Source organism: Spirosoma pomorum (assembly GCF_054776615.1).
The window spans coordinates 577,939-603,159 of sequence record NZ_BAAHBP010000001.1 but is presented as its reverse complement, the minus strand read 5'-3'; the positions used below and the strand labels follow the sequence as shown (position 1 = coordinate 603,159).

Annotated in this window: 25 protein-coding genes; 11 read left to right on the top strand and 14 right to left on the bottom strand. The window is 47.1% G+C overall.

Features of this window, described 5'->3' with window-relative positions:
- Positions 1-3 precede the first annotated feature (3 nt).
- The 4 genes from ACYVAD_RS02480 to tnpA form a co-directional block, all read right to left on the bottom strand.
- Positions 4-1,515, bottom strand: a complete 1,512-nt coding sequence (locus ACYVAD_RS02480) for a capsule assembly Wzi family protein (RefSeq protein WP_461137880.1) — start codon at positions 1,513-1,515, stop codon at positions 4-6.
- A gap of 563 nt (positions 1,516-2,078) precedes the next feature.
- Positions 2,079-2,699, bottom strand: coding sequence for an IS3 family transposase (locus ACYVAD_RS02475; protein ID WP_461138513.1), 621 nt, complete (start codon positions 2,697-2,699; stop codon positions 2,079-2,081).
- Between the two features lie 12 nt (positions 2,700-2,711).
- Entirely contained in the window at positions 2,712-2,861 is a 150-nt protein-coding gene (locus tag ACYVAD_RS02470) for a hypothetical protein (RefSeq protein WP_461137879.1), read from the bottom strand.
- Between the two features lie 32 nt (positions 2,862-2,893).
- Positions 2,894-3,160 carry an IS66 family insertion sequence element accessory protein TnpA gene (gene tnpA, locus ACYVAD_RS02465; protein ID WP_461137878.1) on the bottom strand — a complete coding sequence of 89 codons (267 nt, stop codon included), beginning with the start codon at positions 3,158-3,160 and terminating at the stop codon, positions 2,894-2,896.
- Between the two features lie 176 nt (positions 3,161-3,336).
- Between tnpA and ACYVAD_RS02460 the strand changes: the two genes are divergently transcribed.
- The 3 genes from ACYVAD_RS02460 (at position 3,337) to ACYVAD_RS02450 (ending at position 5,035) form a co-directional block, all read left to right on the top strand.
- Positions 3,337-3,624, top strand: a complete 288-nt coding sequence (locus tag ACYVAD_RS02460) for a transposase (RefSeq protein ID WP_461137877.1) — start codon at positions 3,337-3,339, stop codon at positions 3,622-3,624.
- Positions 3,621-4,448, top strand: coding sequence for an IS3 family transposase (locus ACYVAD_RS02455; protein ID WP_461137876.1), 828 nt, complete (start codon positions 3,621-3,623; stop codon positions 4,446-4,448). The genes ACYVAD_RS02460 and ACYVAD_RS02455 overlap by 4 nt, the downstream gene beginning before the upstream one ends.
- Before the next feature lie 125 nt (positions 4,449-4,573).
- Positions 4,574-5,035 carry a hypothetical protein gene (locus tag ACYVAD_RS02450; RefSeq protein WP_461137875.1) on the top strand — a complete coding sequence of 154 codons (462 nt, stop codon included), beginning with the start codon at positions 4,574-4,576 and terminating at the stop codon, positions 5,033-5,035.
- 57 nt (positions 5,036-5,092) lie between these two features.
- On the opposite strand, the gene ACYVAD_RS02445 is transcribed toward ACYVAD_RS02450, so the two are convergent.
- Positions 5,093-5,827 (bottom strand): tyrosine-protein phosphatase, encoded by a 735-nt coding sequence (locus ACYVAD_RS02445; protein WP_461137874.1) that lies wholly within the window; start codon positions 5,825-5,827, stop codon positions 5,093-5,095.
- A gap of 350 nt (positions 5,828-6,177) precedes the next feature.
- Between ACYVAD_RS02445 and ACYVAD_RS02440 the strand changes: the two genes are divergently transcribed.
- The 3 genes from ACYVAD_RS02440 to ACYVAD_RS02430 are packed head-to-tail and all read left to right on the top strand — an operon-like array spanning position 6,178 to position 9,775.
- Positions 6,178-7,149 (top strand): glycosyltransferase family 9 protein, encoded by a 972-nt coding sequence (locus tag ACYVAD_RS02440; protein WP_461137873.1) that lies wholly within the window; start codon positions 6,178-6,180, stop codon positions 7,147-7,149.
- 58 nt (positions 7,150-7,207) lie between these two features.
- Positions 7,208-8,839: an ArnT family glycosyltransferase gene (locus tag ACYVAD_RS02435; protein ID WP_461137872.1), complete on the top strand. Its 1,632-nt coding sequence runs from the start codon at positions 7,208-7,210 to the stop codon at positions 8,837-8,839.
- Between the two features lie 6 nt (positions 8,840-8,845).
- Positions 8,846-9,775, top strand: coding sequence for a glycosyltransferase family 2 protein (locus ACYVAD_RS02430; protein ID WP_461137871.1), 930 nt, complete (start codon positions 8,846-8,848; stop codon positions 9,773-9,775).
- Between the two features lie 51 nt (positions 9,776-9,826).
- On the opposite strand, the gene ACYVAD_RS02425 is transcribed toward ACYVAD_RS02430, so the two are convergent.
- From ACYVAD_RS02425 to ACYVAD_RS02410, 4 genes are all read right to left on the bottom strand, one after another.
- Positions 9,827-10,651 carry a polysaccharide biosynthesis/export family protein gene (locus ACYVAD_RS02425; protein ID WP_461137870.1) on the bottom strand — a complete coding sequence of 275 codons (825 nt, stop codon included), beginning with the start codon at positions 10,649-10,651 and terminating at the stop codon, positions 9,827-9,829.
- Between the two features lie 137 nt (positions 10,652-10,788).
- Complete coding sequence (locus ACYVAD_RS02420) at positions 10,789-12,405, bottom strand: hypothetical protein (protein WP_461137869.1); 1,617 nt, start codon at positions 12,403-12,405, stop codon at positions 10,789-10,791.
- Positions 12,406-12,415: 10 nt separating this feature from the next.
- Positions 12,416-13,117, bottom strand: coding sequence for a hypothetical protein (locus tag ACYVAD_RS02415; protein WP_461137868.1), 702 nt, complete (start codon positions 13,115-13,117; stop codon positions 12,416-12,418).
- A 198-nt stretch (positions 13,118-13,315) separates the two neighbouring features.
- Positions 13,316-14,356 carry an NAD-dependent epimerase/dehydratase family protein gene (locus ACYVAD_RS02410; protein ID WP_461137867.1) on the bottom strand — a complete coding sequence of 347 codons (1,041 nt, stop codon included), beginning with the start codon at positions 14,354-14,356 and terminating at the stop codon, positions 13,316-13,318.
- Positions 14,357-14,576: 220 nt separating this feature from the next.
- Between ACYVAD_RS02410 and ACYVAD_RS02405 the strand changes: the two genes are divergently transcribed.
- Positions 14,577-15,455 (top strand): sugar phosphate isomerase/epimerase family protein, encoded by an 879-nt coding sequence (locus ACYVAD_RS02405; RefSeq protein ID WP_461137866.1) that lies wholly within the window; start codon positions 14,577-14,579, stop codon positions 15,453-15,455.
- Positions 15,456-15,648: 193 nt separating this feature from the next.
- A complete protein-coding gene (gene lepB / locus ACYVAD_RS02400; RefSeq protein ID WP_461137865.1) occupies positions 15,649-16,818 on the top strand; it encodes a signal peptidase I in 1,170 nt (389 codons plus the stop codon).
- Positions 16,819-16,827: 9 nt separating this feature from the next.
- On the opposite strand, the gene ACYVAD_RS02395 is transcribed toward lepB, so the two are convergent.
- From ACYVAD_RS02395 to ACYVAD_RS02375, 5 genes are all read right to left on the bottom strand, one after another.
- Positions 16,828-17,898 carry an aminotransferase class I/II-fold pyridoxal phosphate-dependent enzyme gene (locus ACYVAD_RS02395; protein ID WP_461137864.1) on the bottom strand — a complete coding sequence of 357 codons (1,071 nt, stop codon included), beginning with the start codon at positions 17,896-17,898 and terminating at the stop codon, positions 16,828-16,830.
- Complete coding sequence (locus ACYVAD_RS02390) at positions 17,895-18,947, bottom strand: dipeptide epimerase (RefSeq protein ID WP_461137863.1); 1,053 nt, start codon at positions 18,945-18,947, stop codon at positions 17,895-17,897. Before ACYVAD_RS02390 ends, ACYVAD_RS02395 begins: the two co-directional genes overlap by 4 nt.
- 84 nt (positions 18,948-19,031) lie before the next feature.
- Positions 19,032-19,646 (bottom strand): LuxR C-terminal-related transcriptional regulator, encoded by a 615-nt coding sequence (locus tag ACYVAD_RS02385; protein ID WP_461137862.1) that lies wholly within the window; start codon positions 19,644-19,646, stop codon positions 19,032-19,034.
- A gap of 120 nt (positions 19,647-19,766) precedes the next feature.
- Positions 19,767-20,072, bottom strand: a complete 306-nt coding sequence (trxA, locus tag ACYVAD_RS02380) for a thioredoxin (RefSeq protein WP_461137861.1) — start codon at positions 20,070-20,072, stop codon at positions 19,767-19,769.
- Positions 20,073-20,171: 99 nt separating this feature from the next.
- Positions 20,172-21,461: a bifunctional 3,4-dihydroxy-2-butanone-4-phosphate synthase/GTP cyclohydrolase II gene (locus ACYVAD_RS02375; protein WP_461137860.1), complete on the bottom strand. Its 1,290-nt coding sequence runs from the start codon at positions 21,459-21,461 to the stop codon at positions 20,172-20,174.
- A 373-nt stretch (positions 21,462-21,834) separates the two neighbouring features.
- On the opposite strand from ACYVAD_RS02375, the gene ACYVAD_RS02370 reads away from it, so the two are divergent.
- The 3 genes from ACYVAD_RS02370 (at position 21,835) to ACYVAD_RS02360 (ending at position 25,219) form a co-directional block, all read left to right on the top strand.
- Positions 21,835-23,724 (top strand): T9SS type B sorting domain-containing protein, encoded by a 1,890-nt coding sequence (locus tag ACYVAD_RS02370; RefSeq protein ID WP_461137859.1) that lies wholly within the window; start codon positions 21,835-21,837, stop codon positions 23,722-23,724.
- Positions 23,725-23,774: 50 nt separating this feature from the next.
- Complete coding sequence (locus ACYVAD_RS02365; protein WP_461137858.1) at positions 23,775-24,107, top strand: YbaB/EbfC family nucleoid-associated protein; 333 nt, start codon at positions 23,775-23,777, stop codon at positions 24,105-24,107.
- Positions 24,108-24,190: 83 nt separating this feature from the next.
- Positions 24,191-25,219: a glycosyltransferase family 2 protein gene (locus tag ACYVAD_RS02360; RefSeq protein WP_461137857.1), complete on the top strand. Its 1,029-nt coding sequence runs from the start codon at positions 24,191-24,193 to the stop codon at positions 25,217-25,219.
- Positions 25,220-25,221: the final 2 nt, after the last annotated feature.

Genomic DNA, 25,221 nt, shown 5'->3' with positions numbered 1-25,221 from the left:
TTTTTAAATCCTAGTGATTGTCTTTCGAAAGCTTATCCATCCTCCCATGTTTTCGGGTAGTAGTTGCCCTCTATCTATCGCAACAATAAATCTTATTTCGCTTCCATGTAAAAATTTGACTGGTAACATTAGTTCTGACATGCATGATAACTGATAGAGTGGAGTACGTGGGTCTTTTGTAATAGGACGACCTTGATTACGGCTGAATGAGATCAAAGTACGAAATTGGCTGCCGTTATTCCATGCACTTAGTATTCCAAAATGTCCCAGCTGAATGCGGTTATTGCTTATCGTGAGTGGTCTCACTCCCTCAAAACCTCCTTTCAAGTTTCGCAGTTCTGGACGGGTATCTACCCTTTTTGTAAAGAAAGGTGTGCCTATTACAAGCTTGTTATGAGTCCAGCCATCTACGAATTGATAATTATTGAAGTAATCATCGGCTCCGTTGTACAAGCGACTTCCAATATAAAAATCAAATCCACTTTGATTTAAAGTAGTTAGAAACTCAACAGTAATTTGTTCTACGTGGAAATACTCTTTTTTTGCCTTGTTTTTCCATCTTATTCCATAAAGACCATCTGGCATGTTTTGAAAAGCAACTCCCGATTTATCTTCAAAAGGATGTTGATAATACAAGTACCAGTTGCTTTCAACTTTATCAAGCTCGAGCGCAACATCAATTGATCCAAGGTGATTGCCTGCTTGATTGGATAGATCGAACGCACTATTTAGTGTAGAATCACCAGAAGGCTGCCTAACAAGAACTATGTCCCTATATGTCTGCAATGAATTCGGAATTTTTCCATTAACAGTAGTCACACTGTTACTAGAAGCATTAGAATAGCCTCCCCACTGTGCGTAATGAGTTACTCCTCCATACAACCGCACTTTATTTTTGAATAGACTGATTCGTGCAAATAGTGCCTTCTGATGTAGAAAAGAGTTTTTTATTGAATCAGTATTGTTAAACCAGCCATGAGCATATAATCCGTTTATAGCAATTACTCCTTTTGTAAATCCAATAGGCACATAACCCCGAGTTCCCAATTGTATTTTGTAAATCGGCAACGCGTTACCAGACCAAGCATAAGAGCCTGAAGTAAGTAGGGTATCAACTAAGCCAAATACTTCTCGACGCCGTCCTGCGTATAGTTCAAACTTCCCTAAAAGTAAACTGGCGTAGGCAACAGGAAGAATTAGTCTAGAGTTACTACCAAAGTTAGCTACACTTTCAAAGCCTACTTTTACATGCGCTTTTTGTGGATTACGATAATCGCCAAATTGCCTAGTTATACCAGTTTGTACGATTCCCGCCGGGCTAGTCAACGGAATAATGCCGTATTGACGGGAGCGAAACCAAAAAGGTGTTTGGGTTACTGAAGAACCCAAGCCACTTATTTCTGCGAAAATAGTTTGACGGGCAGTGATAGTATCAGGAACAGATTGCCCATCGATTATATGTGTGATCGCTATGCTAAAAAATATATGTAAGACGATGCTTAAAGAGTTTTTCATCGAAAAATATTATTAGTCGATTAGTGCTATCAAATTGATGAGTTGAACTTGGATAGTATTAGGTCAGGATGGCCAATATAGATTGCAAAATAGGCAAATCGATAGGTTCTTGCAAGTTGTTGCAGATCAAAGTGGATGAAAGCTTCTAGTTCTACTAAGTAATATTAATGTGTACTTACTTATAAACTTTGCAATTTTACTTTCTTATAAAAAATTAATTAAATATTGATCCGTGCATAGGTTTGTAATATTTGTATCTTGTGCCGACTATGGAAAGCGACAAACAAGCCGAAAAGGGGTTGAATATCATGGCTTTCCTGGTCATATCTGGACCCGGTCTCGAGTCAATGAAGTCATCAAAAAGTTCTTTGTCATTAGCTACCATCCCTCTCAAGTGGGGTGAATTTTGAAGACGATAGGCTGGAGTCGCTAAAAGCCGTAGACCAAGGCCTGGCAGCAGAAATCTGAGCAAGTCGCCCACTGGCGAGAGGAGTGCTCACCCGAGCTCAAAATGAAGGGCGTGTTGTCCTTACCCCGTTCGGTGAGCCAGTTTTGGCTGGAATTTAAGCCGCCTGTCGGTACTCAACGGGCGTCATAAACTTTAAAGCCTGGTGAGGCCGTTCGGTATTATATTCTACCAGCCACTCATCCACCACGAGCCGTACCTGGCTAATACTTGTGAAAATGTGAGCGTCCAAAACCTCTCGGCGAAAGGTTCCGTTGAAACGCTCAATATACGCGTTTTGGGTAGGTTTACCCGGTTCAATCCAACACAATTCAATTGACTGATCTTTACACCAATCCTGAAAAGCCTGACTAATAAACTCAGGGCCATTATCGCTCCGTAACCGCTCCGGCTTGCCATAGCACTTTACCAGTTGATCTAACAATCGGGTAACTCGGCGGGTAGGTAAGGAGTAATCGATCTCAATACCCAAGGCTTCCCGACTATAGTCGTCAACTACATTCAATGTCCGAAACTTCCGCCCACCCGTTAAGCTGTCAGACGTAAAATCCAGTGACCAGCACTGATTACAAGCTGTTGCTTTGAGCAGCGGCTTACGCACAGCATCAGGTAGTCGTTTCTTCGTTTTTCGCCGTAGGCTTAAACCTAAACTTCGGTACAAACGTCTGACTCGCTTATGATTAACCAACTCTCCCTGCTTGCGCAACCGGCGATAAATCTTAAGGACACCTCACTGTTTATGCCGTCGAGCCAACTGCTCGATCTGGCTTGCCAGTACTTCGTCCTTGTGCTTGATGACAATTGGTTCAACAAGGGCATTGCGGCTGAGACCCACCCAACGACAGGCTTTGCGTTGACTGATCTGTTTCTGATCAATCATCCAGCTGATAATCTTTCGACGCTCAGTGGGCCTCACCACTTTTTTGCTAGGGCCTCCTTGATGATTTCGTTCTGCAAACTCAGCTCGGCATACATTTTCTTAAGTCGACGGTTCTCGTCCTCCAACTCTTTAAGCCGCTTCACTTCGGAAACTTGCATACCACCGTATTTGGCTCGCCAATTGTAAAAGGTGGCTTCACTGACGCCATGTTCGCGGGTAATTTGAGCGACGGTTTGGCCGCTGTCTTGCTGTTTGAGAATCGCCACGATCTGCGATTCCGTGAATCGTCCTGCTTTCATTTCCCTTTCCAATTGCTAGTGAAATTTAAGTGTTTTACTCTACTTCTCACTGGCTCACTTTATTGGGTTCAGGACAGTGTTATTATATATATTGACGAATCAACGTGTTAGCTTATGGTGCGCCCCATATTTAGGACCACTTGTTAAATTGGATAACGGGCTAAATTTAGACCCGTATGAAAGGCAAGACCAAGCGCAAGTTTACCGCAGACTTCAAGCTCAAAGTCGTTCTCGAAGTCCTCAAAGAGAAGGATACATTAGCCGTCATCAGCAAACGACATGAACTCCATCCTAATCAGATCAGTGATTGGAAAAAACAGTTCATGGACTCCGCTTCGACGCTGTTCGAGGCCGCTCATAAGCCTGTAATGGCTTCGACGCAACCCGATGTCGCTCTGCTTTACGAGCAGATTGGCCGACTACAAATGGAGCTAACTTTCTTTAAAAAAAAGTTACCCCAATGAGCCTATCTCAACGTCGTGCGCTGGTTGACCTAGCCGCCCCAGGTAGTTTGCGGGAGCAATGCCAGTGGGTTGGATTACATCGTTCAGCCTATTACTATCAGCCTGTCGCTGCTGACACGGAAGATTTGCTGCTAATGCGTTTGTTGGACGAGCAGTACCTGCTAACCCCTTTTCACGGGTATCGAAAAATGCAGCTCGTCCTGACTAAAGCAGGCTATCTGGTGAATCACAAGCGGGTACGCAGGCTGATGCAACTAATTGGTATAGAGACTATTTATGCCAGGATCAATACGTCTAAACCAGCAGTTGGTCACCGCATTTACCCCTATCTGTTGCGCGGCTTGACTATCGACCGTGTGCATCAGGTGTGGGCGACTGACATAACTTATGTACCCATGCAGACGGGTTATATGTATCTGATGGCGATCATTGATCTGCATAGCCGGTATGTGCTTAAGTGGTCCGTTTCCAACACAATGGCGGTTGAGTGGTGTAGTCGCGTACTGAGTGAAACGCTGGCCACTTACCCTACGCCCGCCATTTTTAATACGGATCAAGGAAGTCAGTTCACGGCTGATGTCTTCACGGCTTTATTATTGAAAGCTAATGTTCAAATCTCGATGGATGGTAAAGGGCGAGCCTTGGATAACATATTTGTGGAGCGCCTTTGGCGAACGGTGAAATATGAAGACATTTACTTGAAAGCCTACGCCGATGGCTGGCAGTTGGAGGCTGGTTTACGGGCCTATTTCGAGTTTTACAACTGTCGACGCTTTCATCAGGCTCTGGCCTATCAAACGCCAGAACAGGTACTAAAGGGGTGAAAAGTAGCACAAACCAAGTGGGTAAAAACAATAACTAACAATTTCGTTATTCGAAAAAGTGGTCCGGTTTCAGGGGCGCAGTGTAATGTGTATTTTGTTTTTTTATTGGCTGCATCGCATATGAAATGTATAAGTCATATAATAAGCAGTTTGGTAGTAAAATAACATTTGCAATAATTGAATTATTAACGGTACTAATTTGTTTATTTTCAATCTTGTATTTGCCCGTCGAGATTAGCGCTTTATTGCCTATTGTATATGCTTCAAGTATCTTTGTATTTGCTTTAGAAAAAGGTAGTTTTTCACGTTATTTATCAAATCAATATTTGAAAAAACTAGGACATTTATCTTATTCAATATTTATTACGCACATGCTTATAATTAGTTTACTCGAAGGCGTTGTAAAAAGATTTTCTATAGATTCAATACCAATACAGATTATTGCTTTAGGTCTATATTTACTCATTGTTTACAAAGTAGCAAGTTTTACTAATATACATATTGAATTAAAAATTAGTCAAGCAATAAAGAAAAAATCTATAAAAAAGAAGCTGATTTCTAAATCTTTAGAAAGTGAATTCGTTTAATTGGCTCTACTTCAAATAATGAGCTTATTAATTGATTTAGACACAAATTTCTCTGCTTTATAGAAGTTGCTCCATTAGCAGAGGCTGCTCATGCAGTTGCTGCCAGGTTGAGGTAGAAAATACGGATTGTAGAATAGGTAAATCGGCGGGGCGGTGCAAGTCGCTACTCACGAAGCTAATGGCGTGTTCCTCCAGTAGGTGAGCGGCCAGTTGTTGCGCGCGTTTACCGTAGCGCCCTACCAGCGACATAATGTTGAGTTGAAGCAGACAGCCCTGTTCCCGGATTTGGGTCAAGCGGTAGGGCTCCTGCTGGTAATAAGTATAGCGCTCGGGATGCGCAAGAATAGGTGTATACCCCTTCAACTGCATCTGAAAGAGCCATTGGTCAAGCTGATAGGGGGCCGATGCCCAGCCTGTTTCAATCAGGACGTAACGAGCTGGACCGAAGGACAGTAGTTTCTCTTCGTGCATTAATTTCTCAAAGCCCTCGTCCAGCAGGTATTCCGCAGCTACGCTTAGTTCAATAGGAAGTTGCTCGCTGCTAATAGCTTCTTGTACTAGCTTGGCCGCTTCTAAGATTTGTTCCGCGGTATTAGGATAGTAGTCTTGACTAACGTGTGGTGTACAAATCACCCGATGAATACCCCATGCAGCGTACTGACGCAGACACGTCATTGAATCCTCAAGTGTCTTTACGCCATCATCGATTCCCGGAATCAGATGATTATGCATATCTACATTCCAGATGAGGGCGGCATCGTTAGGAGTACTATTAACTGATTGTGAGGACATTGGCTTCAACCAGCGCCGTAACTGTTGCCACATAAGTACAGGATGCACGAAGCATCTTTAGAAAGGACTCGCCTAACAGGCGAGGATTTACTGAAATAATACGCAAGTTAATAATTTTAGCGGCAAGCAAATAGATAGTGAGAGGCATCGCTGTACTCTATAGGGGATATTTTTTAGGTCAACACCTCAAGACTGGTACTACTGGTATTATAGGAAGTTAGAGAAGAAAATACACTAATAGAAATTGATAAATTTCTAATCTCTTATGTTGATTTTCTTAGTAGAGTTGGCAGACAAGCAATTTTTTCACTTTTTTACTTAATTATTTTTCTGATTATCAAGTACCGCACATGGCAGCTCCTGCCAAAATACTAATTCTACGTTTTTCGTCCATTGGGGATATCGTACTGACTACGCCGGTTGTGCGTTGTCTAAAACAACAGATGCCCGATGCCGAAATTCATTTCTGCACCAAGCGATCATTCGCTACACTGATCGAGAAGAATCCATACATCGATCAATGTCATTATCTTGACAAGAAACTGAATGAGTTAGTCAACCAACTGCGTTCTGAGCGGTATGACTACATAATTGATCTGCATAACAACCTCCGGACCAGTATAATCAAGCGAGCGTTGGGTGTTCGATCCTACAAAGTGGATAAGCTAAACTGGCATAAGTGGCTTTATGTACGCTTACATATCAATCGAATGCCTAAACTGCATATCGTTGACCGGTACATGGCTACGGTGGCTCCACTAGGCGTAACGAATGATGGATTAGGGCTAGACTATTGCATTCCAGAAAAAGATCAGATTAAGCTCGATCAGCTGCCAGCAGCGCATCAGGCGGGGTACATTGCCTATGCTATTGGTGGGCAACATGCCACAAAACGGCTGCCGGTCGAACGAATGATTGAGTTATGCCACAAGATTAACTCCCCTATAGTGTTACTAGGAGGAAAAGAAGATAGAGAAGCGGGTGATCTAGTAGTCAAGTCGTTAGGTACGGACGTTATATATAATGCTTGTGGGGAATTTAATCTTAATCAATCTGCCTCATTACTCCAGCAAGCACGGCTAGTGTTTAGCCATGATACGGGCTTGATGCATATTGCTGCAGCATTGAAAAAGAGGGTGTTTGCTATTTGGGGAAACACGACACCGGATTTGGGTATGTATCCGTATCAAACCCCACATGTTAATTTGCAAACAGAAGGGCTATCCTGCCGGCCATGCTCGAAGATTGGTTTTGAGAAATGTCCGAAGGGCCATTTTAAATGCATGCAGGAGCTACCATTCACATTTACGGTAGACAAATAAACCTCTTGATGTGACCTTACTAAGACGCTTCCCGTGGAAAAATCTGGGAAGGTATGTTATGGTAAACTTCTATGAATTGAAGAATGGGCTAGAAAAAACAACGAAGCCACCGTTTGGATTTGGCTGGTCGTTGGTGCTAGTCGCTGGATTAGTAGTCGTACTGGTATCGCATTTGGGCTATATGCCCTTGGATACTCGTTCTGATGAACCACGTCGAGCGCTGGTAGCGCTGGAGATGATGCTATCTGGGGATTACATCACTCCCACGCTTAATGGAGAACGTTACTTCAATAAACCTCCCCTTTATAACTGGGTAATCGCAGCGTCGTACCATGTATTTGGGGATTACTCTTCGTTTGCGTTACGGTTTCCCATGTTGGTGTCGCTGCTGATGTTTGGCTTCACCGTCTACGTATTTGTTCGAAAATACGTCAATCCTGTAGTCGCCTTCGCTGCTGCGATGATGACCTTGACAAATGGGCGAGTGTTGTTATATGACTCCATGTTGGGGCTGATTGAGATTACATTTGGCTGGGTCACGTACATGTCCATGTTGTGCGTGTTTCATTTTAGCCAAAAGCGCCAGTATTGGTTATTGTTCATTACTACATACGGGCTAACAGCGATAGGCTTTATGCTGAAGGGACTTCCTCCATTAGCATTTCAGGTACTAACATTGGGAGGCTGGTTACTGTACACAAAACAATACAAACGACTATTTCATCCGGCGCACCTAGTTGGTATTAGTCTGTTTACACTGATAGTTGGAGGCTATTACTGGCTCTATTTTGACAGGAATTCTATACCTATGCAAAATGTAGCCAGCGTATTATTCACCGAAAGTGCTAAACGGACGGGGTTACATTACGGCTTAGGTAAAACGTTGTTGCATCTGGTCACGTTTCCGTTTGAAGCATTTTATCATTTTCTTCCTTACTTGTTCCTGTTGATTTTACTGGCTCGTCGGTCAGCGTGGGCGTCAATACGTGTTAAACCATTTATACTGTTCAATGCCTTAGCTTTCGGCGTCAATGTATTAGTTTACTGGACATCGCCCAATGTGTATGGCCGATACTTAATTGGGTTGATGCCTTTGTTGCTAACCGTTCTGGCCTGGATTTATTATGAACAGACAGCTCCCAATGAACGGCCTCGCTGGTGGATAGAACGTATTTGGTTAGTATTGGTCGTACTATTGGTGGTAGGAGTCTGGGTCGCCGTTTTTCATCCAGCGACGCAAACTATTCCAGGCATATTATGGAAAACGGCAGTTGTATCTGCTTTGTCGGCTATCCTGACTTGGTGGATGTACCAACCGTCAGCCAACCGATTAGGGTTGATGATTGGCGTGATGATCGTTGTCCGGCTGGGAATCAACTGGATCGTTTTACCTGGTCGGGTAGCGACACGGCAATTTTATAAAAACAGCGCTGAACAAGCTGCTCGCTTGACAAAAGGTCATCCATTGTATGGCTATAAAAAGACAGTTGGAAATGGACAGGCCACCGATGTTAGTTCATTCCACATTGAAGCTACTCGTGGCGAAATTCTTCCAAAGACATACAAGAAGATACCAGGTGCTTATTACATTGCCGATTCAGTAAGTTTAGTTGGAGAGCGATACCAGATACTAGGGAAATATACGCTATTTGACAAGCACTCGGCTTACGTTGTTCGCTTTGACCCCTAATTACGAATGCCCTCTCCTGAAGTTTCTACGCCGTATTTGTCTGTTGTCGTGTGTGTGTATAATGAAGCTGGTAATATTCAGCCATTGGTCACACAGATTCAGCAAGCGTTACTTGACGTATCTTATGAGATTATCTATGTGAATGATGGCTCATCCGATCAAACACTGAATGAGCTACGGTCTTTGAATGATTCCCATCTAACTATAGTAGATCTACAGAAGAATTACGGCCAAAGCTCAGCCTTGGCAGCAGGCATTGATGTATCTAGAGGAGAATTTATTGCTACACTTGATGGCGATCAACAAAATGATCCTGCAGATATTCAAAAGCTGCTAACGTATTGTGTCGAGCTAGATCTAGATTTTGTGTCTGGTATGCGCGCTAAGCGGCAGGATGGCTTCTGGCTACGTAAATTTCCCAGTCGTTTAGCTAACAGCCTAATTCGATCAGTCACCGGCGTAAAATTGAAGGACCTGGGATGCGGCCTCAAAGTAATCCGTTCTGAAACGGCTCAGAACCTGGGTTTGTATGGCGAATTACACCGCTTTCTGGCCGTGCTGGCGCAAATGGAAGGCGCTAGATTGGGGGAGTTACCCGTAAATCATCGTCCGCGTCAAATTGGACAATCAAAATATGGAATAAGCCGAACGTTTAAGGTAATAAGTGATTTAATCTTGTTGATCTTTTTAAAAAAATACGCAACAAAGCCTATGCACTTATTCGGAACGGCTGGATTTTTAATGGTGCTTGTTGGCCTTTTGGGAGTAGTAGGAGCGCTAATAAGCTTTGAATCTTACGTAAATAGTGCTGTAGTTATTTTATGTAGTGGAATACAATTAATAGCTTTCGGTATTGTACTGGAAACTATGCTTCGTAATCGGATATCAATACTGAAAAAATCGCTGAATTATAAAATTAGACGTATCTATAAATAAATATCGAGGGGTACTACCACGTAAAATATCAAATGGTAGTACCCCCAATATTTACCGAAGAGCATTCGAAAAAATAATCGCAACAAAAGACAGGGCGCTCAACACAAGCGGGGTTATTTGATTGAATCTGTCCACGCTAGCTGCGCGCGCGCTACCCGGTTCGATGTAGACAATATCGTTCGGGTGTAAATAATAGTAAGGAGAAGAGAAAAGGTCCCGTTTGGTTAAATCAAGGCGAGCAAAGGTTTTTTGGCCACCCTCCTCACGAATAACTAAGATGTTGTTTCGTTGACCGTAAACGGTCAGATCGCCCGCCAGCGCCAGAGCTTCTGGTAGTGTAATTTGCTCATTTGGGATCGTAAATAAAGAAGGTCGTTGTACTTCTCCTAATACGGAGATCCTGAAGTTCAGGTTACGGACGCTAACGGTTGGCTCTTTGAGGTAGGATTTCAATTTTTCCCGGATCATATCCGCAATCTGCCCTGTTGTTTTATCTTTTACTGGTTGATCGCCAATCAGGGGTAATGTGATTGTACCTTGTGGACTTACTAAATATCCATAGTTGCTGGCAATGGGAGCTGTGTTTGCATTTACCTGCTGGTTGTTAGTTGCCGAAATAGCAGCATACGGGTTGAAAAATGCCGAAGCCTCCTGATTCAAACTGTTAACCTGAATTGAGAGTACGTCTCCCACCTGCACTTTTGGGGTATACCGTTCAGCGCTCTGTAATACATTATTGGCTGAACTATCCTGTAACGTCTGGAAATACACCAGTTTCTTTGATGATATGCAGCCGCTGTTCTGTAATAGTACTAGAAGGGCAAACAGCTTCAGGGTGGATTTGAAAAAAGATTTACTCACTAGAAAGGAATACATACTTGATTGATGGTAAAGTTTAATTAATCAAAGCCCACAGGCTGCATGCGTAATTAGATTTTTGTCAAATATAGCGACCGCATTAAATAAGCGCTGCATAGCATCAAGACAGTTAGTGGAATTCTAGTCTGTACGAGCTACTTACAGTACGATTCGGATCGAATCTTCAACACCCATTCCGGCTTGTCGACCAGATAATTATTTTGACGTAGTGGCCATGTTGCCCCGCCATCAGTACTGGCCCGGAAGTCATACGTACGACCAATTTGGATCTTGTATGATTCAACGCGCCGTTCGGTGCGGGTCGCCGTAATAAGATCGCGCCATTGTTCTTTGCCAGCTTCGCTGTATTGAGTTCTTAGGAGAGAGGGAAGTAGCGATTCATCTAATTGAGTGCCCCCTGGGCACGAAAAGGCAAATTCCAGATTCATGACAGGAGGAACTGGAAGCGCTTTCAAATTAATAGCAATAGGGGTCTGGCTACAGGATTCGCCCACACCAGATTCCGCAATCATCCCACCATTTGACCCTTTACCCCAGGCGTCTGTCTCATCAAAGACCTGAATCTTCAATTTTCGACCCTGCGGCTGGTTGTATACCCCGATGTATGCCCCGTTGTTGACGTTTGCATAGAAAGCCCCAACCTGTTGGTTAGTCGTTGCGTCGATGAGTTTACAGAGGTAATTGACATCGACACTTTTCAGATCACTTGTTACCTGAAAGATAGGGCCGGATGCGCAGACATTATCAGTCCACGCTGCCACATACGTAACAAATCGACGTGCCGCTGCCCGAAGTTCCAAACTATTGCTCTGGCTGTTCCGTACAACCACTCCCTGCGGCTCCTGACGCCAAATTCCCGTGTATCCGTCATAACTATAAAGCGGAATTGAATCACCAGGTTGTATACTACGGCCGTTCTGACCATTTATCGTATTTGGATTGAGTGACATCGACCAGCTTATGGGCTGAGACGATGCGTCTGCTAACTGATACGTTTGGTTGTATACCTCAAACGAAACTGAACCCGCTATCGAAATGACCCGTAAGTTGCCTAGGTTCGCTCCGTTTTTGCCGATAACGTTCGAGAAAATTCCGCCACCCGGAACCTGGCTGGTAGAGCCTTCCTCTCGAGCATTGGTATAAAGAAGATTCATCGTTAAATTATTGCCGACGGCTTGATTGTCGCGGTCGGTTAACTGAGCTCCCGCAGGAATGACTACAGTGGCAATATCCGATGAGTTAGCAGGGGAAGGGCTTGTCGTTTGAAAAGCTTCCGTTGTTGCTCCAGTGTTACTGGCGCGTCCAGTAGCTTGGATAGCGGCCATTGTACGCGGTGGTTTCTTTGTATTGATCCACCGAATGTATCGCGTTATCCGGTCCATGTTGGTCATCACGACCGGTTGAACGATTGTGAGATAGTCAGTAGCTTCAACCACGACTGTAAACCGGAGTGGTTGCTGAATAGACGCAACATTACCTGGCGCAACAGCAAGAAGAACAACCCCTTCTGTGTTGACCCTATAACGGGTCGAATTTAACGTAGTAACTATTTTTGCCGCGTCAGGACCAGCAACAGTTACCCGGGCGTCTTTAGGTAACGGATTGCCCGCCGGGTCATACAGTCGACATTCAATGACGCCTGCTTGAATAGGGTCTTTCAAGCCAATTGCCAAATCTTCGAGCGGATTCTGGCATGCGTCAACCAGCAACATCAGTATCAATAACCAGCTAAGATTACGTAGTGATTTCATAATGAAGCAATCAGGGGTTCCGAGAAAGCCGGTAAGTCAGCGTTAGATTAAGAACCGGGAGATAACGATAATTCCGCAGGTTACGCTCGAGCTTAGGTACCTGCTCGTCAATGGTCGTTGTCTCCAGGAACCCTTCGTACGTAAGATTAACCTTGGGTTTTCCCAGATAGTACATACCGAGTTCAACACCAACTCCGAATCGTTTGCGAGGAATAATGCGGCCAAAGCCACCGCCGATGTAGCCAACGACTGAGCTCCATCGCAAGTCGAGTGCTACACGGCCAACATCTTCAGGCGTTAGGATAAGGCCATCGAGATCAAGTTGGTTTTCCGCCGTCATGACAACCGACAGGTTTGGATGCCAAGTATAGCCAGCTCCAGCAGTCAGGAAAAAGGAGTTTCGCCGGAAAGGTTGCCAGACGAGACCCGCCTGAGCAATACCAATCATAAAATCAGGCTCCAGCGTTAGGGCCGATTCTGACGATACTTTGACGCGAATGGGTTTTTGGTAGGCGATGTACTGGCCACCAATGCGTACTTGTAAACGCTTGGGCTTACTAATTTCCTGGTAGAAAAACAGGCGAGGTCCTGTTGTGCCTAATTGAAGGCTAACCGAACGAGCTAAGGAATTGCTGGGCGTTGAGTCGTTAAAAGAGGACTGTCCAAAAGCAGAAGCCCCCAAACTCATAACTAGTAGAAAGATCAAACGCATTGAGTAACATTCATTGAGTTGGATACGTAATGATTACACGGTACCACTGATCTATAAATAAACTTTAGTGTATGATATTGAGGTAATCGAACTGGACAAGTTGCCGCCATAACGTTTGTCAATTATAAGCTTCGCCCCCATCGTGTTTGTACGCTTTTTCAACCGTTGCTGTCTACTGAGCTTCGTCGTGTGCAACTTTTACGAAAATCGACTGAAACGAAAGGCAGTAACAGGAAGGTCAATTGTTGACGATGAGAGGACATCCGCAAAAACAGGCGCGTGATTAGGAGACTGTTTCATCATTAGGTACCAGTCAACGAATCGACGTATTCCTTCGGACAATTCGACTAACGGGTGAAAATTGATGCAACGCGCAGCCAATTCTGTGTTTGCTTCCGTCCGAACAACGTCACCGGCCTGCTCTAGCTGCCAGTTAATAACGGCCTTTTGTTGCAGCGTAACTTCCAGTTTGTGAACCAACGTAAGCAGACTAACGGAACCAGGGCCACCGATGTTGAAAATGGAATAACCCTTTAAATGCCGGAGCGTTTGAACAATCCCCTGGACGATATCCGAAATATATGTGTAGTTCCGAGCCGTACTTCCATCGCCATATAGAGTGATGGGAGAGCCGTGAAAGATTTTGTCCGTAAACTGACTGATCGCCATTTCCGGGCGCTGCCGTGGTCCGTAAACGGTGAAAAAACGCAGATTGCTGACCGAGAATCCATGCAGATGATGGTACGTATAGGCCAGTAATTCGGCCGAACGTTTAGACATAGCGTACGGCGAGAGTGGCTGGGCCGCCAGATCATCTTCCCGAAAAGGAAGATGAGGAGAGTTGCCGTAAACGGACGACGAAGAAGCTAGAATGATACGTTTGACATTAGTCATTCGCATTGCTTCGAGAATAGCCAGTGTCCCGTTGACATTTACATCCAGATAGATACCAGGCTCGTCTACCGACGGGCGAACGCCCGTCCGGGCCGCCAGATGAATAACCGTGTCACACGCGAACTGTCGAAGTAGATCGGCGACAAGTTTCTGATCCCGAATATCTCCCTGAACAAATGTATAGCAAGAATGAGAGAGACAAGATTGAAGGTTTGCGTATTTCTGAGCGACTGAGTACTGTTCGTCGAAATTGTCCAGCCCGATTACCGTATGCCCTAATGACAACAGTCGTTCAGCCAGATGAGACCCAATAAACCCCGCAGAACCTGTTAGAAGTATGGTCATGGATAGCTACGTAACTGACAAATATAATTTACGACAATGTCTGATACTAACTCGACTGTATGCGAGTACTTCCCAGAAGTATTGTAATCTTTAAACTGTATCGATTAATCTAAAAATAATCTTAAAACCGTACCTGTACGTGCGAGTAACATCGCTAAGATAGTGACTTTATGTTCCACCTTACCGATTTTATCGGCTCACAAAAGATATTCATTTACTTATGATTGCTAAACTATCTATCATATTAAGTCTGTCGCTGGTTTGCTTAGGCGTAGAAACTGGGTTGGCTCAGTCGGGGAAACCGCTTTATACCTTTCCGCTTGGTGTACAGGCGTATACGTACCGGCATACGTTTCCCAAGGACGTAGTGGCTACACTGGATACCATTAAAGCGCAGGGATTTACGGAGATGGAGGGAGGAGTTCCCAAAGGCTTGACGGCTGAGGCATACAAAAAGATGCTGGATGAGCGGGGTATACGTATGCCCGCTACGGGCGCTGGGTATGAAGAAATTGTCAAAGATCCGATAGCCGTTGTGAAGCAGGCGAAAGCCTTGGGGGCTTCGTACGTTATGGTGGCCTGGATTCCTCATCAGAAAAGCAATTTTACGTTAGCCAATGCCCAACAGGCCGTAGCGGATTTTAACCGGGTAGGTAAGGTGCTGAAAGAAAACGGTCTGACTTTTTGCTATCATGATCATGGCTATGAGTTTCAACCCTACCAGGCTGGACCTAGTCAGGGCGAGACGTTATTCGATTATATTGTAAAAAATACCGATCCAAAATACGTATCGTTCGAGATGGATATTCTCTGGACTACCTTCGGTGGCGCTGACCCGGTAGTGTTGCTGAATAAGTACGGGAGTCGCTGGAAACTCATGCACTTGAAAGACCTAAAAAAAGGCATTAAAGGTGACCTGAGTGGAGGAACTCCGCCCGAGAACGACGTAGTTCTGGGGCAGGGACAGATCGATATGCCTGCTGTACTTAAAGCCGCGAAAAAGGTAGGTATTAAACATTACTTCATCGAGGACGAAAGTAACCAGGAAAGCATACAGGTGCCCCAAAGCGTGGCTTACCTGAAAAGCTTGAAGATGTAGTACCTGACCCTGAAAGCTGGTTAGTCGATACGTAAAGGGCATCGCCTTCCGCTAGACTGTCGCATTTAACCATCTGTGTAATAGGTATTCTGTACCCTGTTCTGTTTCCTAGTTTTAGGGGATGGGGCAGGGTTTCCTTTGTTAGATACTCTAGCCCGCCAGGAGCGGTTATCACCTTTAGCCAGTACGAAGAATGTTCAGTCGAGAAAAGAAGACCACCGAACGGTCGGCCAGTCCTAAAAAGTCAGCCCTTCACGAGTGGCTGGATTCGGTATTGTTTGCGGTGATAGCTGCTACGTTAATCCGGTTTCTGACGGTTGAGGCATTTGCTATTCCAACGCCTTCCATGGAAAACAGCCTGATGGTAGGTGATTACTTATTTGTCAGTAAGCTGCATTATGGCATTCGTACGCCCAAAACGCCCCTACAAGTCCCTCTGACACATCAGAAAATATGGGGGACCAATATTCCTTCTTATAGTACGGCGATTCAGTTGCCTAGCTTTCGACTTCCTGGTTTCTCTTCGGTAAAAAACGGCGATGTTGTTGTATTCAACTACCCGCCCCACAAACCCGGTGAGCCTGACTACCCAACCGATTTAAAAACCAACTTTATCAAACGCTGTATTGGCATCCCAGGCGATGTTATTAAGATTCAGGACCAGCTGGTGTACATAAACGGCAAGCAACTTCCTGTGCCTATTCGGTCGGAGACAACGTATTTCATCAAAACGACTGAAATACTTGACGAGCGTTTCTTCCGGAAGTTTGAGATCGTGAATGATTTCAAATCGCCCGAAGGACCATTCATCAATTGGCAGCCGCTCGAAGCGTATGATACGCTAACGAAAACCAATGCGCTGGTTGGATACCGAATTAACACGACGGCAGCAGTCATTGCTACATTTAAAGGCTTTGACTGGGTGAAAGGAATTGACCCCATAACAGCTCCAGCGGGACAAACGGAGCCAGGTATTTATGGGAGCGCTGCCTTTGCCTGGAATCAGGATAATTTCGGTCCGCTTACGGTTCCAAAGCGAGGAATGACCATAGCGATCAACAAGCAGACAATTGCTCTATATGGACCTGTTATCGAGCGGTACGAGTCGAATCAGCAGGTGACTGTTACGGCCGACAAGATCCTGATAAACAATCAACCCATTGCCTCTTACACATTCAAGCAGGATTATTACTTTATGATGGGTGATAACCGCCACAATTCGGAGGACTCCCGTTACTGGGGCTTTGTCCCCGAAGATCATATTGTTGGGAAAGCAATCTTCGTCTGGATGTCGATCGATCCAGTTCCAGCTGATGCCTGGCACAAAATCCGCTGGCATCGTCTGTTTAGCTTGATTAAGTAGGCACGACGGCTAAAACATATAGTCGTAGATGCGGTAGGCCAGTTGCTGAATATCGGCCAGTTCGTGAAAAGTGCTGATGACGATACGGGTATTGGCAGGATCTTGAGGTGTTGGATACGCAAAGGAGTAAAGAAAAATTCCTTGCTCCAGTAAGTATGGGTACAGTTTGTCCTGCTCGGTGAAAAAGACAGGATAGCCTTTTGCCTGGCTGAACAACGCCGTTACGTTCAGAAGCTTCTCCGCCAGTAAAATGTTCTGCTGGAGCTTGTCGAAGGCTTCCCTGTAAAGCGATTCTGCTTTTAGAAAGGCGTCCAGGTAAGCTGGAGGAATGGGGGAGGAGCCTCCGAAGAAGGAAGTCTTACGTAGTCGATCCAGGGAATCCGGTTGACCGAAAATAGCGCCCCCCGGTAGCCCCATGGCTTTGGCCAAGGAGCCAGTTACCAGCAACTCCACGTTATCTCTCTTCGGCAATTGCGGCCAGATACCGCGTCCGCCGTTCAACACACCCAGCCCATGCGAATCGTCGACAACGAGCGTGATAGGGCGATTGTCCGGCAGGTCATTCACCCAGTCAAATGAGTAATGCTTCGAATGAAGCGCGTCGATGGTATTGGTCAATATAACGATAGGAGCCGTTGAGGTAATAGCGCCTAGCTGTTCGGGTAGCTGTTTAGTCCAGTCAGCAAACGGAATGTTTGGCAACAAAAGGGCGGGCGTGTGCCAAAGGGCAGGGTGAGCGCAGGGAGCGTAGACAAACGTAGCGTTTCGCGCCCGGAAGGCCTGAACGACGACCTGACCAGCCATCATTCCAGATGAGACAGTTAAAGCCGCCGTACCGGGACCGCTGATACGTCGGGCCAGTTCTGTTTCGGCGACTTCGTAAATCGCCAGTTGTAAATTGCCATTCCGTGAGCTACCGAAAGCAGCCCCGTACCGGCTAATGCCCTTGAGAAGCAACTGCTGAAACGCAGGATTCTGCTGTAAGCCCAGATAGGCCGTACCGCTGAAAAATAGATATTCCTTCCCGCCCTGCGTTATAGTGCGGCCGGGTAAGTGATCGATCGTGAAACTGCTATTCATTGAATTTCCTCTCCTTCTGGCAAGAGCCATGTAACGCCGGTACCAGGCTCGGCGGGGTAAACGACCTGTCCGTTGGCAAACGTAACACCCGTAGCGGGATCATTATTAATAAGCATAGCCCCGTCCAGATCGGCATAATCAAGTAGTGGAAGCAATTGGGCAATGGCCGAGATACCTACGCTGGATTCGGTCATGCAGCCGACCATTACTTGAAGGCCTAGCTCCCGGGCGCGGGCAATCATCCGGCGGGCGGGCGTTATTCCCCCGCACTTAGTGAGTTTAATGTTGACGCCGTGAAAATAGCCGGCACAACGGTCAACGTCGCTTTCGATAATACAACTTTCATCGGCTATGATCGGCAAAGCGGCTTGTTGAAAAACGATTTTTGCGCCTTCCCAATCACTGGCGGGGAGGGGTTGTTCAATGAACTCGACGCCCAGTTCTGCCAACTCGCGCGATTTACTGATCGCGTCATCAGGTTGCCAGCCGCAGTTGGCGTCAACCCGGAACAGCGCGTCCGTATGGTTACGTAACGTTTGAACCAGCGCCAGGTCAGATTCATCCGGATCGGTCGTTGAACGTCCTAGTTTGATTTTATAAAGTGGCCAGGGTTTTTCCTGCATCTTAGCGACCATGCGCTCGGGCGTATCGAAACCAATGGTGTAGTCCGTGATTGGGCTCTTGGACGGGTCGAGTTGCCAGAGTTTGTAGAGTGGCTGCCCCTGCTTTTTGCCCCAGAGATCCCACGCGGCCTGATCGAGGGCGCAAAGCGCAAACGGATTGTCAGCCAGATGGGGTTGCATCTCCTTCCAGAATGCTTCCGGATCGGTCAGGTCATACCCTTCAATCTGCGCCCGAATAGCGTCCAGCGCAGCTATCATTCCTTCCAGCGTGATGCCGTAATAATTCGTCGCCGTGGCTTCTCCAAAACCGCGATACGTACCATCACGCAGTTCGACAATCAGCGAGGGTTGCTCATCGCGGCTGTCGTGGGCGATGGTGAAGGTATGGGTGAGACGGAGCGTAACGGGATAGAAAATCAGTTGCATCGGATCGTCATTTCAACAAATATAAGCGCCAGCCCGTCTGGTCGACAGGCTGGCGCTACGTAATGACGAAGAAATAGACTTGATTTATAACGTAACAAGCCCCTGCTGCATGGCTTTAATGACCATACCGACCCGGGTGCGAACGCTCATCTTTTGAAAAACAACCTCGCAGTATCCATCGACCGTCCGCGGACTGACGCACATCTGGTCCGCAATTTCGTTGTACGTCAGTTCGCTGCACGCCCAGCGCAGAAAATTGTACTCGCGGTTGTTAAGCTGAGATGAAGTGGCTACTGCTGGCAGCAACAGCCGAACGGGAGGCTTGGGGAAATAAAATCCGTGCGTGATCAACTCCCGGAGAGCTTGCTGAAACTGATCAAAGCGGCTGTCGCGAAGCAGATAGCCATGAACGCCACTACTACCCAGCCGGGTAATGAACACGTCGTGGCTAGGAAGGGAAAGAACTAGCACCCGTAAAGCTGGATAACGACGGCATAATTGCCTAACGGCATCAAAATCCCGGATCAGACTAAAGTCCAGCAGCAGCACATCAGGAAGACCCTGCCGAAATTGATTCAGTACCTGGTCGTAGGTCTCAGCAGTGCAGCTAACAGTATAGTCACCTGATTTACGGACCAGATCGGCGAGCGCTTCGGTCAGGAGATGATAATCGTGGGCAATAGCAATTCGGGTAGGCATGGTCAGTCAGGTTAGCGGAGTTGATGCCTGGAAATTAGGCGCTTAGCTAACGGTCTGCAATACCCGGATCTGGGGATGTTCAAGACCGGTATAGTAGTTACTGGACGGTAAGCCAGTTAATTACGCTCCGTACTGCCGCGTCAGTCCCTCCAGCGTTTGCAAGGACTGAACACCTGACTGACGCCAGACAACCTTACCGTTTTTGAACAGAATCATCGTCGGGATACTCCGTACCTGATATTGTTGTGCGGCCGCCTGACTCTGATCAACATTAACTTTGAGTATCCTGATCTTGTCCCCGTTACGTTCGGCGAGTTGTTTGAGGATAGGGGCTTGCTGGCGGCAGGGGGCGCACCAGTCAGCGTAAAAATCGACCAGAACGGGTGTATCGCCTTTAATAATATCTCCGAATGCTTGCTTGGCCATGGCGTTAAGCGCTGATTACTGTCAGCTACTCCATAAACGCACAAATGCGGATCAGGGTTCTACGCCCTGATCCGCATTCATAACAGCATTCGCATTCGATTAAAGTTGCTGCTCCTGATTAACCGGCTCGGTCATGATGGTATGTCCCATCTTGTCGCGCTTGGTACGCAGGTACCGTTCGTTGTACGGATTTGATGGGATCTCGATGGGTACGGTTTCCACGATTTCCAGTCCGTAGCCCATTAGCCCTGCCCGCTTCTTAGGATTGTTCGAAATCAGTCGGAGCTTTCGGATACCCAGGTCTCGCAAAATCTGCGCACCGATACCATAATCACGGGCGTCCATCGGTAAACCCAGATCGAGATTTGCTTCGACCGTATCGCGCCCCATTTCCTGAAGTTTGTAGGCTTTCAGCTTATTGAGCAACCCAATACCCCGACCTTCCTGGAACATGTAAACGATTACCCCTTTGCCTTCGGCTTCCACTAGTTTCATCGCACTATGGAGCTGTGCGCCACAATCGCAGCGGCACGAGCCAAAAATGTCGCCGGTGATACAGGATGAATGGACGCGCACCATAACCGGCTCGTTCGGCTCCCAACTCCCTTTAACGAGGGCCAGGTGTGTATCGCCCGTATTACTCTGTTTATAAGCGATCAGGTCAAAATGACCCCACTCCGTGGGCATATCGACGCCAATTTCCCGCCGAATCAGCGATTCGGTCTGGAGTCGGTAGCTAATCAGATCCTGGATACTGATCAGCTTCATACCGAAGCGATCGGCCATTTTACGTAGCTCTGGCAGCCGCGCCATGGTGCCATCTTCGTTCAGGACCTCAATCAGAACGCCCACTGGCGAGAGACCGGCCATCCGTGCGAGATCGACGGCTGCTTCCGTATGGCCCGCCCGGCGGATTACGCCCCCCTCGACGGCCCGTAGTGGAAAAATGTGTCCTGGCCGGCCCAGATCATCAGGCTTGGTGTTGGGATCGACCAGCGCCTGAATTGTTTTAGCCCGATCCGAAGCCGAGATTCCCGTAGTGCAACCATTGCCGAGCAGGTCAACCGATACCGTAAAGGGTGTCGTGTGTACTGACGTGTTACTGCTCACCATCATGTCCAGCCCCAGCTCGTCGCAGCGTTCCTGCGTCAGGGGAGCACACATGAGTCCACGGGCTTCACGAATCATAAAATTGACCATTTCGGGAGTGATCATCTCTGCCGCGCAGATCATATCTCCCTCGTTTTCACGGTCTTCATCGTCTACTACCAGAACGATTTTCCCCGCTTTGATATCCGCGATGGCGTCCTCGATCCGGTCTAAGTGGATCGGGCTGGGATCTCCCTGATTTGCGGCAGAACCGGCGATGTTGGTACTATTATTGCTCATCTTCTTGGTCGATGCGTGTCGGCGGAATTAACTTTGTTATCCAGTTTGGACGCAAGTATACGCAGCGCCGTGCTACGTTGTGCTCTACTAAAAACGCGCAAAGAAATGCTGTTTTGACTGAAAAACTGTTTTTCAGGAAGATACGTTTCGCCAGGCGCGAAAATGTCGGAGCTAGCGTTTTTACGGAAAGAATCCCATAAATCTCTGGTAACGAAAATCTTTACTCTCTGTGCGAATTTTACAAGGATGGTGGCCTGATGCAAACAGTAGGAGGGGCGAACGGTTGGGTTGGTGTTTTGCTGGGCTGGTCTATCTACTCATAGGGGTATGTGCACCATCGGTTCATGCGCAGTGTCCTGTTCCGGGTACGTCGGTGCCTGGATTTTCTATTAGTGCCAGCCGTATCTGCGTTGGAACACCAATTACTATTACCGAACCTGCTAGTGTTACCAACACTAGTTACAATTTTAATTATAACGGGGTAACGCCCATCGGTAGCGTTTCGCTGGTACCAAAGCCTGCCAATAACCAATATACCTATACACAACCTGGCTCGTATACGATTCTGCAGGCTGGAAGCGGTAATAACGGCGGAACCGGTTTTACGTCCTGCCAGTTTATTGAAGTACTGCCGCTCAATCCGGTCAAGATCAATACGGTAAAACCCTGCTCCGGGGGGCAGGTCCAGGTGACGTTGGATCCGGCGACGTTGGGTCAGTATGATTTCTATACCGTTCGCTGGGGAGATGGACGCGTAGAAACGAAAACCCGAGCGCAGGTGTCATCCACCTTTTCGTACACCTATGCAGGAGGAACTACTGGGAGCACTTATACTATCTCAATCACGGGTTCGTATGGCAATGGTAATGGGGCTATTGAAGGCTGTACAAGTCCAACGTTCAGTGCGCTTCCGTTCTCATTTACAGCTTCAACAAATCAACCGACAATTACCAAGCTGACGACCACCAGCGATAATTCGATTTCGATTCAGTATAATACCGGCGGAGCAACCTCAGTTGAACTTTATCAGCGGGACGCTAGCGGGATGTACAACACTACAGGGCAGGGCGGTACCGGAACAACACCGTTTATCGTGTCAACCGATGCCCGGCAGGTGCAGTGCTTTCGGGTAGTGGCGAAGGATGCTTGCTCGGCGACTCCTATCAATTCCGATGATGTGTGCAGCCTTGTGCTGACGGCGAAGGCAAATAGCAAAGAGAACGATTTAAGCTGGCAGCCTTACGCGGGAACCGTAACGCCAGGCAAGCCCTTCAGAACCTATCGGGTCTTCAGAAATGGTGCACCGACTGGGGGAACCATCGCTGACCAGAGTCGTAGTTCATATGCGGATGCCAATAACATTCAGTGTGGTGTACAGTATTGTTACAGTCTGGTCGCCGACGTGGGACCGGCCGAAATTACGTCAGGACCAATCTGCGTAACCGGTGTTAGCGGAGAAGTTCCTGACGCGCCGGGTAATACGCTCGTCTCCATCGAGAATAACCGTCCCCGGCTGGTTACGACACTGCCTTTGACGGGAACGGCTACCAGCTACACACTTGCCATCAGCCGGTCTACCAGTCCTACCGGTTCATTCGCACAAGTGAATCAGCAATTCAATAATAATACGTTCATCGATCAGGATGCTAACCCGAATACAAACTCCTACTGTTATCAGGTAACGTATCAAAATACCTGTGGTCAGGTATCACCCCCGTCGCAGCCAGCTTGTACAGTTTATTTGTCGTCTAATTCGTCAAGCGGAATTGACTGGACGAGTGCATCGCCGTTTTCAAGTGCCCCGCCTGCTGGCTATACCGTCGAAATACTTGATGACTTGAACGGGACTACGCGCGTAATTCAGGTTGGTTCAGACACCGACTACAGACCTGATCCCAATGAGCAGTCGCAAAAGTACCGGATCGTGGCTACGTCGAGCGCGGGGGTGTTCAGCTATTCAAACTATTTTACGCTCCGCCGATCATCCCGAATTCTGGTGCCTGATGCGTTTACGCCCGATGGTGACGGAATGAACGATACGTTCGTACCGAAAGGGATTTTTGTCGAACGCTTCCGGATGACGATCTTTGACCGTTGGGGCAACGTAATTTATAGTACGACTGATCGAACCCTTGGTTGGGATGGGACCATCAACGGTACAATGGCGCAAGATGGTAAATATGCGTACCACATCGAAACCCAGGATCAGACAGGCGAAAAAACCGTTCGGTCGGGCTCTGTGTTATTGATACGGAGGCAGTAGTGCACTCCTTTTAACATTACCTGATACAGGTACTAACTAACAGAACTAGTATGGATATGATGAATATGTTCGGGAAGATGAAAGAAGTTCAATCCCGAATGCAGGAGGCTCAGGCTACGCTTAGCACCATTTCTGAAACAGGCGAAGCGGGTGCTGGCTTGGTGCGCGTAACCGTTAACGGCCTGAAAAACGTACAAAAAGTTGAAATTGATCCTGACTTGCTGAAATCAGCTGATGATCGGGAAATGTTGCAGGATTTGATCGTTGCCGCTACGAATAAAGCCATGAACAGTGTCGAATCGAAAGCAAAAGAACACATTCGTCAGGCGACTCAGGGGCTATTACCCAATATTCCGGGCCTGAATCTGGACGGTCTGATGTAAAAAGCGATGAGGTTGGTAGCCGGTGCCTCGACGGAACGCTACCTTTGTGTTGGGCTTCGGCCGACTACCAACCGTACCTTTCTGTGGATACCCTCGCAATTGTTATTCTTAATTACAACGGTCAGGCATTTTTAGCAACGTTTCTCCCGACCGTTCTTGCCTATTCTGACAATCATCCGGTCTACGTAGCGGACAGTGCCTCAACCGATGATTCTGTTTCGTTCGTAAAGACTAATTTTCCTCAGGTTCGTGTACTCGAACTCCCCCGCAACGAAGGGTATGCGGGTGGCTATAATCAGGCGCTTGACCTGATTCGCAGCCAGTACGGTGGAGCTACTTATTACGTATTACCCAACTCAGATATTGAAGTAACGCCTAACTGGCTCGCGCCGGTGCTGACGCTCATGCAGGCCAATCCGCAGATTGCCGCCTGTCAACCTAAAATTCGATCCTATCAGGATCGTCATCAGTTCGAACATGCTGGAGCCGCTGGTGGCTTTGTCGACTGGCTAGGCTACGTATTTTGCCGGGGTCGAATTTTCGCCACCTTTGAATCCGACCTGGGACAGTACGACGATAACCGACCTGTGTTCTGGGCGACGGGGGCCTGCCTGTTTATACGCGCTGACGTGTTTCACCAGACGGGTGGCTTTGATGCTGATTTCTTCGCTCACATGGAGGAGATCGACTGGTGCTGGCGCGTGCAGCAACTCGGCTATCAGGTATGGGCCTGTGGTGAATCAACCGTGTACCACGTTGGCGGGGGGACGCTGCCTAAAGCTAATCCGCACAAAACGTATCTGAACTACAGAAATAGCCTGTTTATGCTCTACAAAAACTGGCCCGCTGATGGCTGGTTGTGGGGTAAAATTCTCCTGCGCTTGGTGCTGGACGGGGTTTCGTCACTATTATTTCTTAAGCAGGGACAGTGGAAGGACGTATGGGCGATTATACGAGCTCATTTTACTTTCTACGGTCACCTCCCGCGGTTGATTCGTCAGCGTCGTATGTTACAGCAACAACAAAATAAAGCAGTCACGTTGTATCCGCACAGTATAGTCTGGCAATACTTCGGACAGGGGAAAAAGACGTATGGTGAACTGGAGAAATAAGT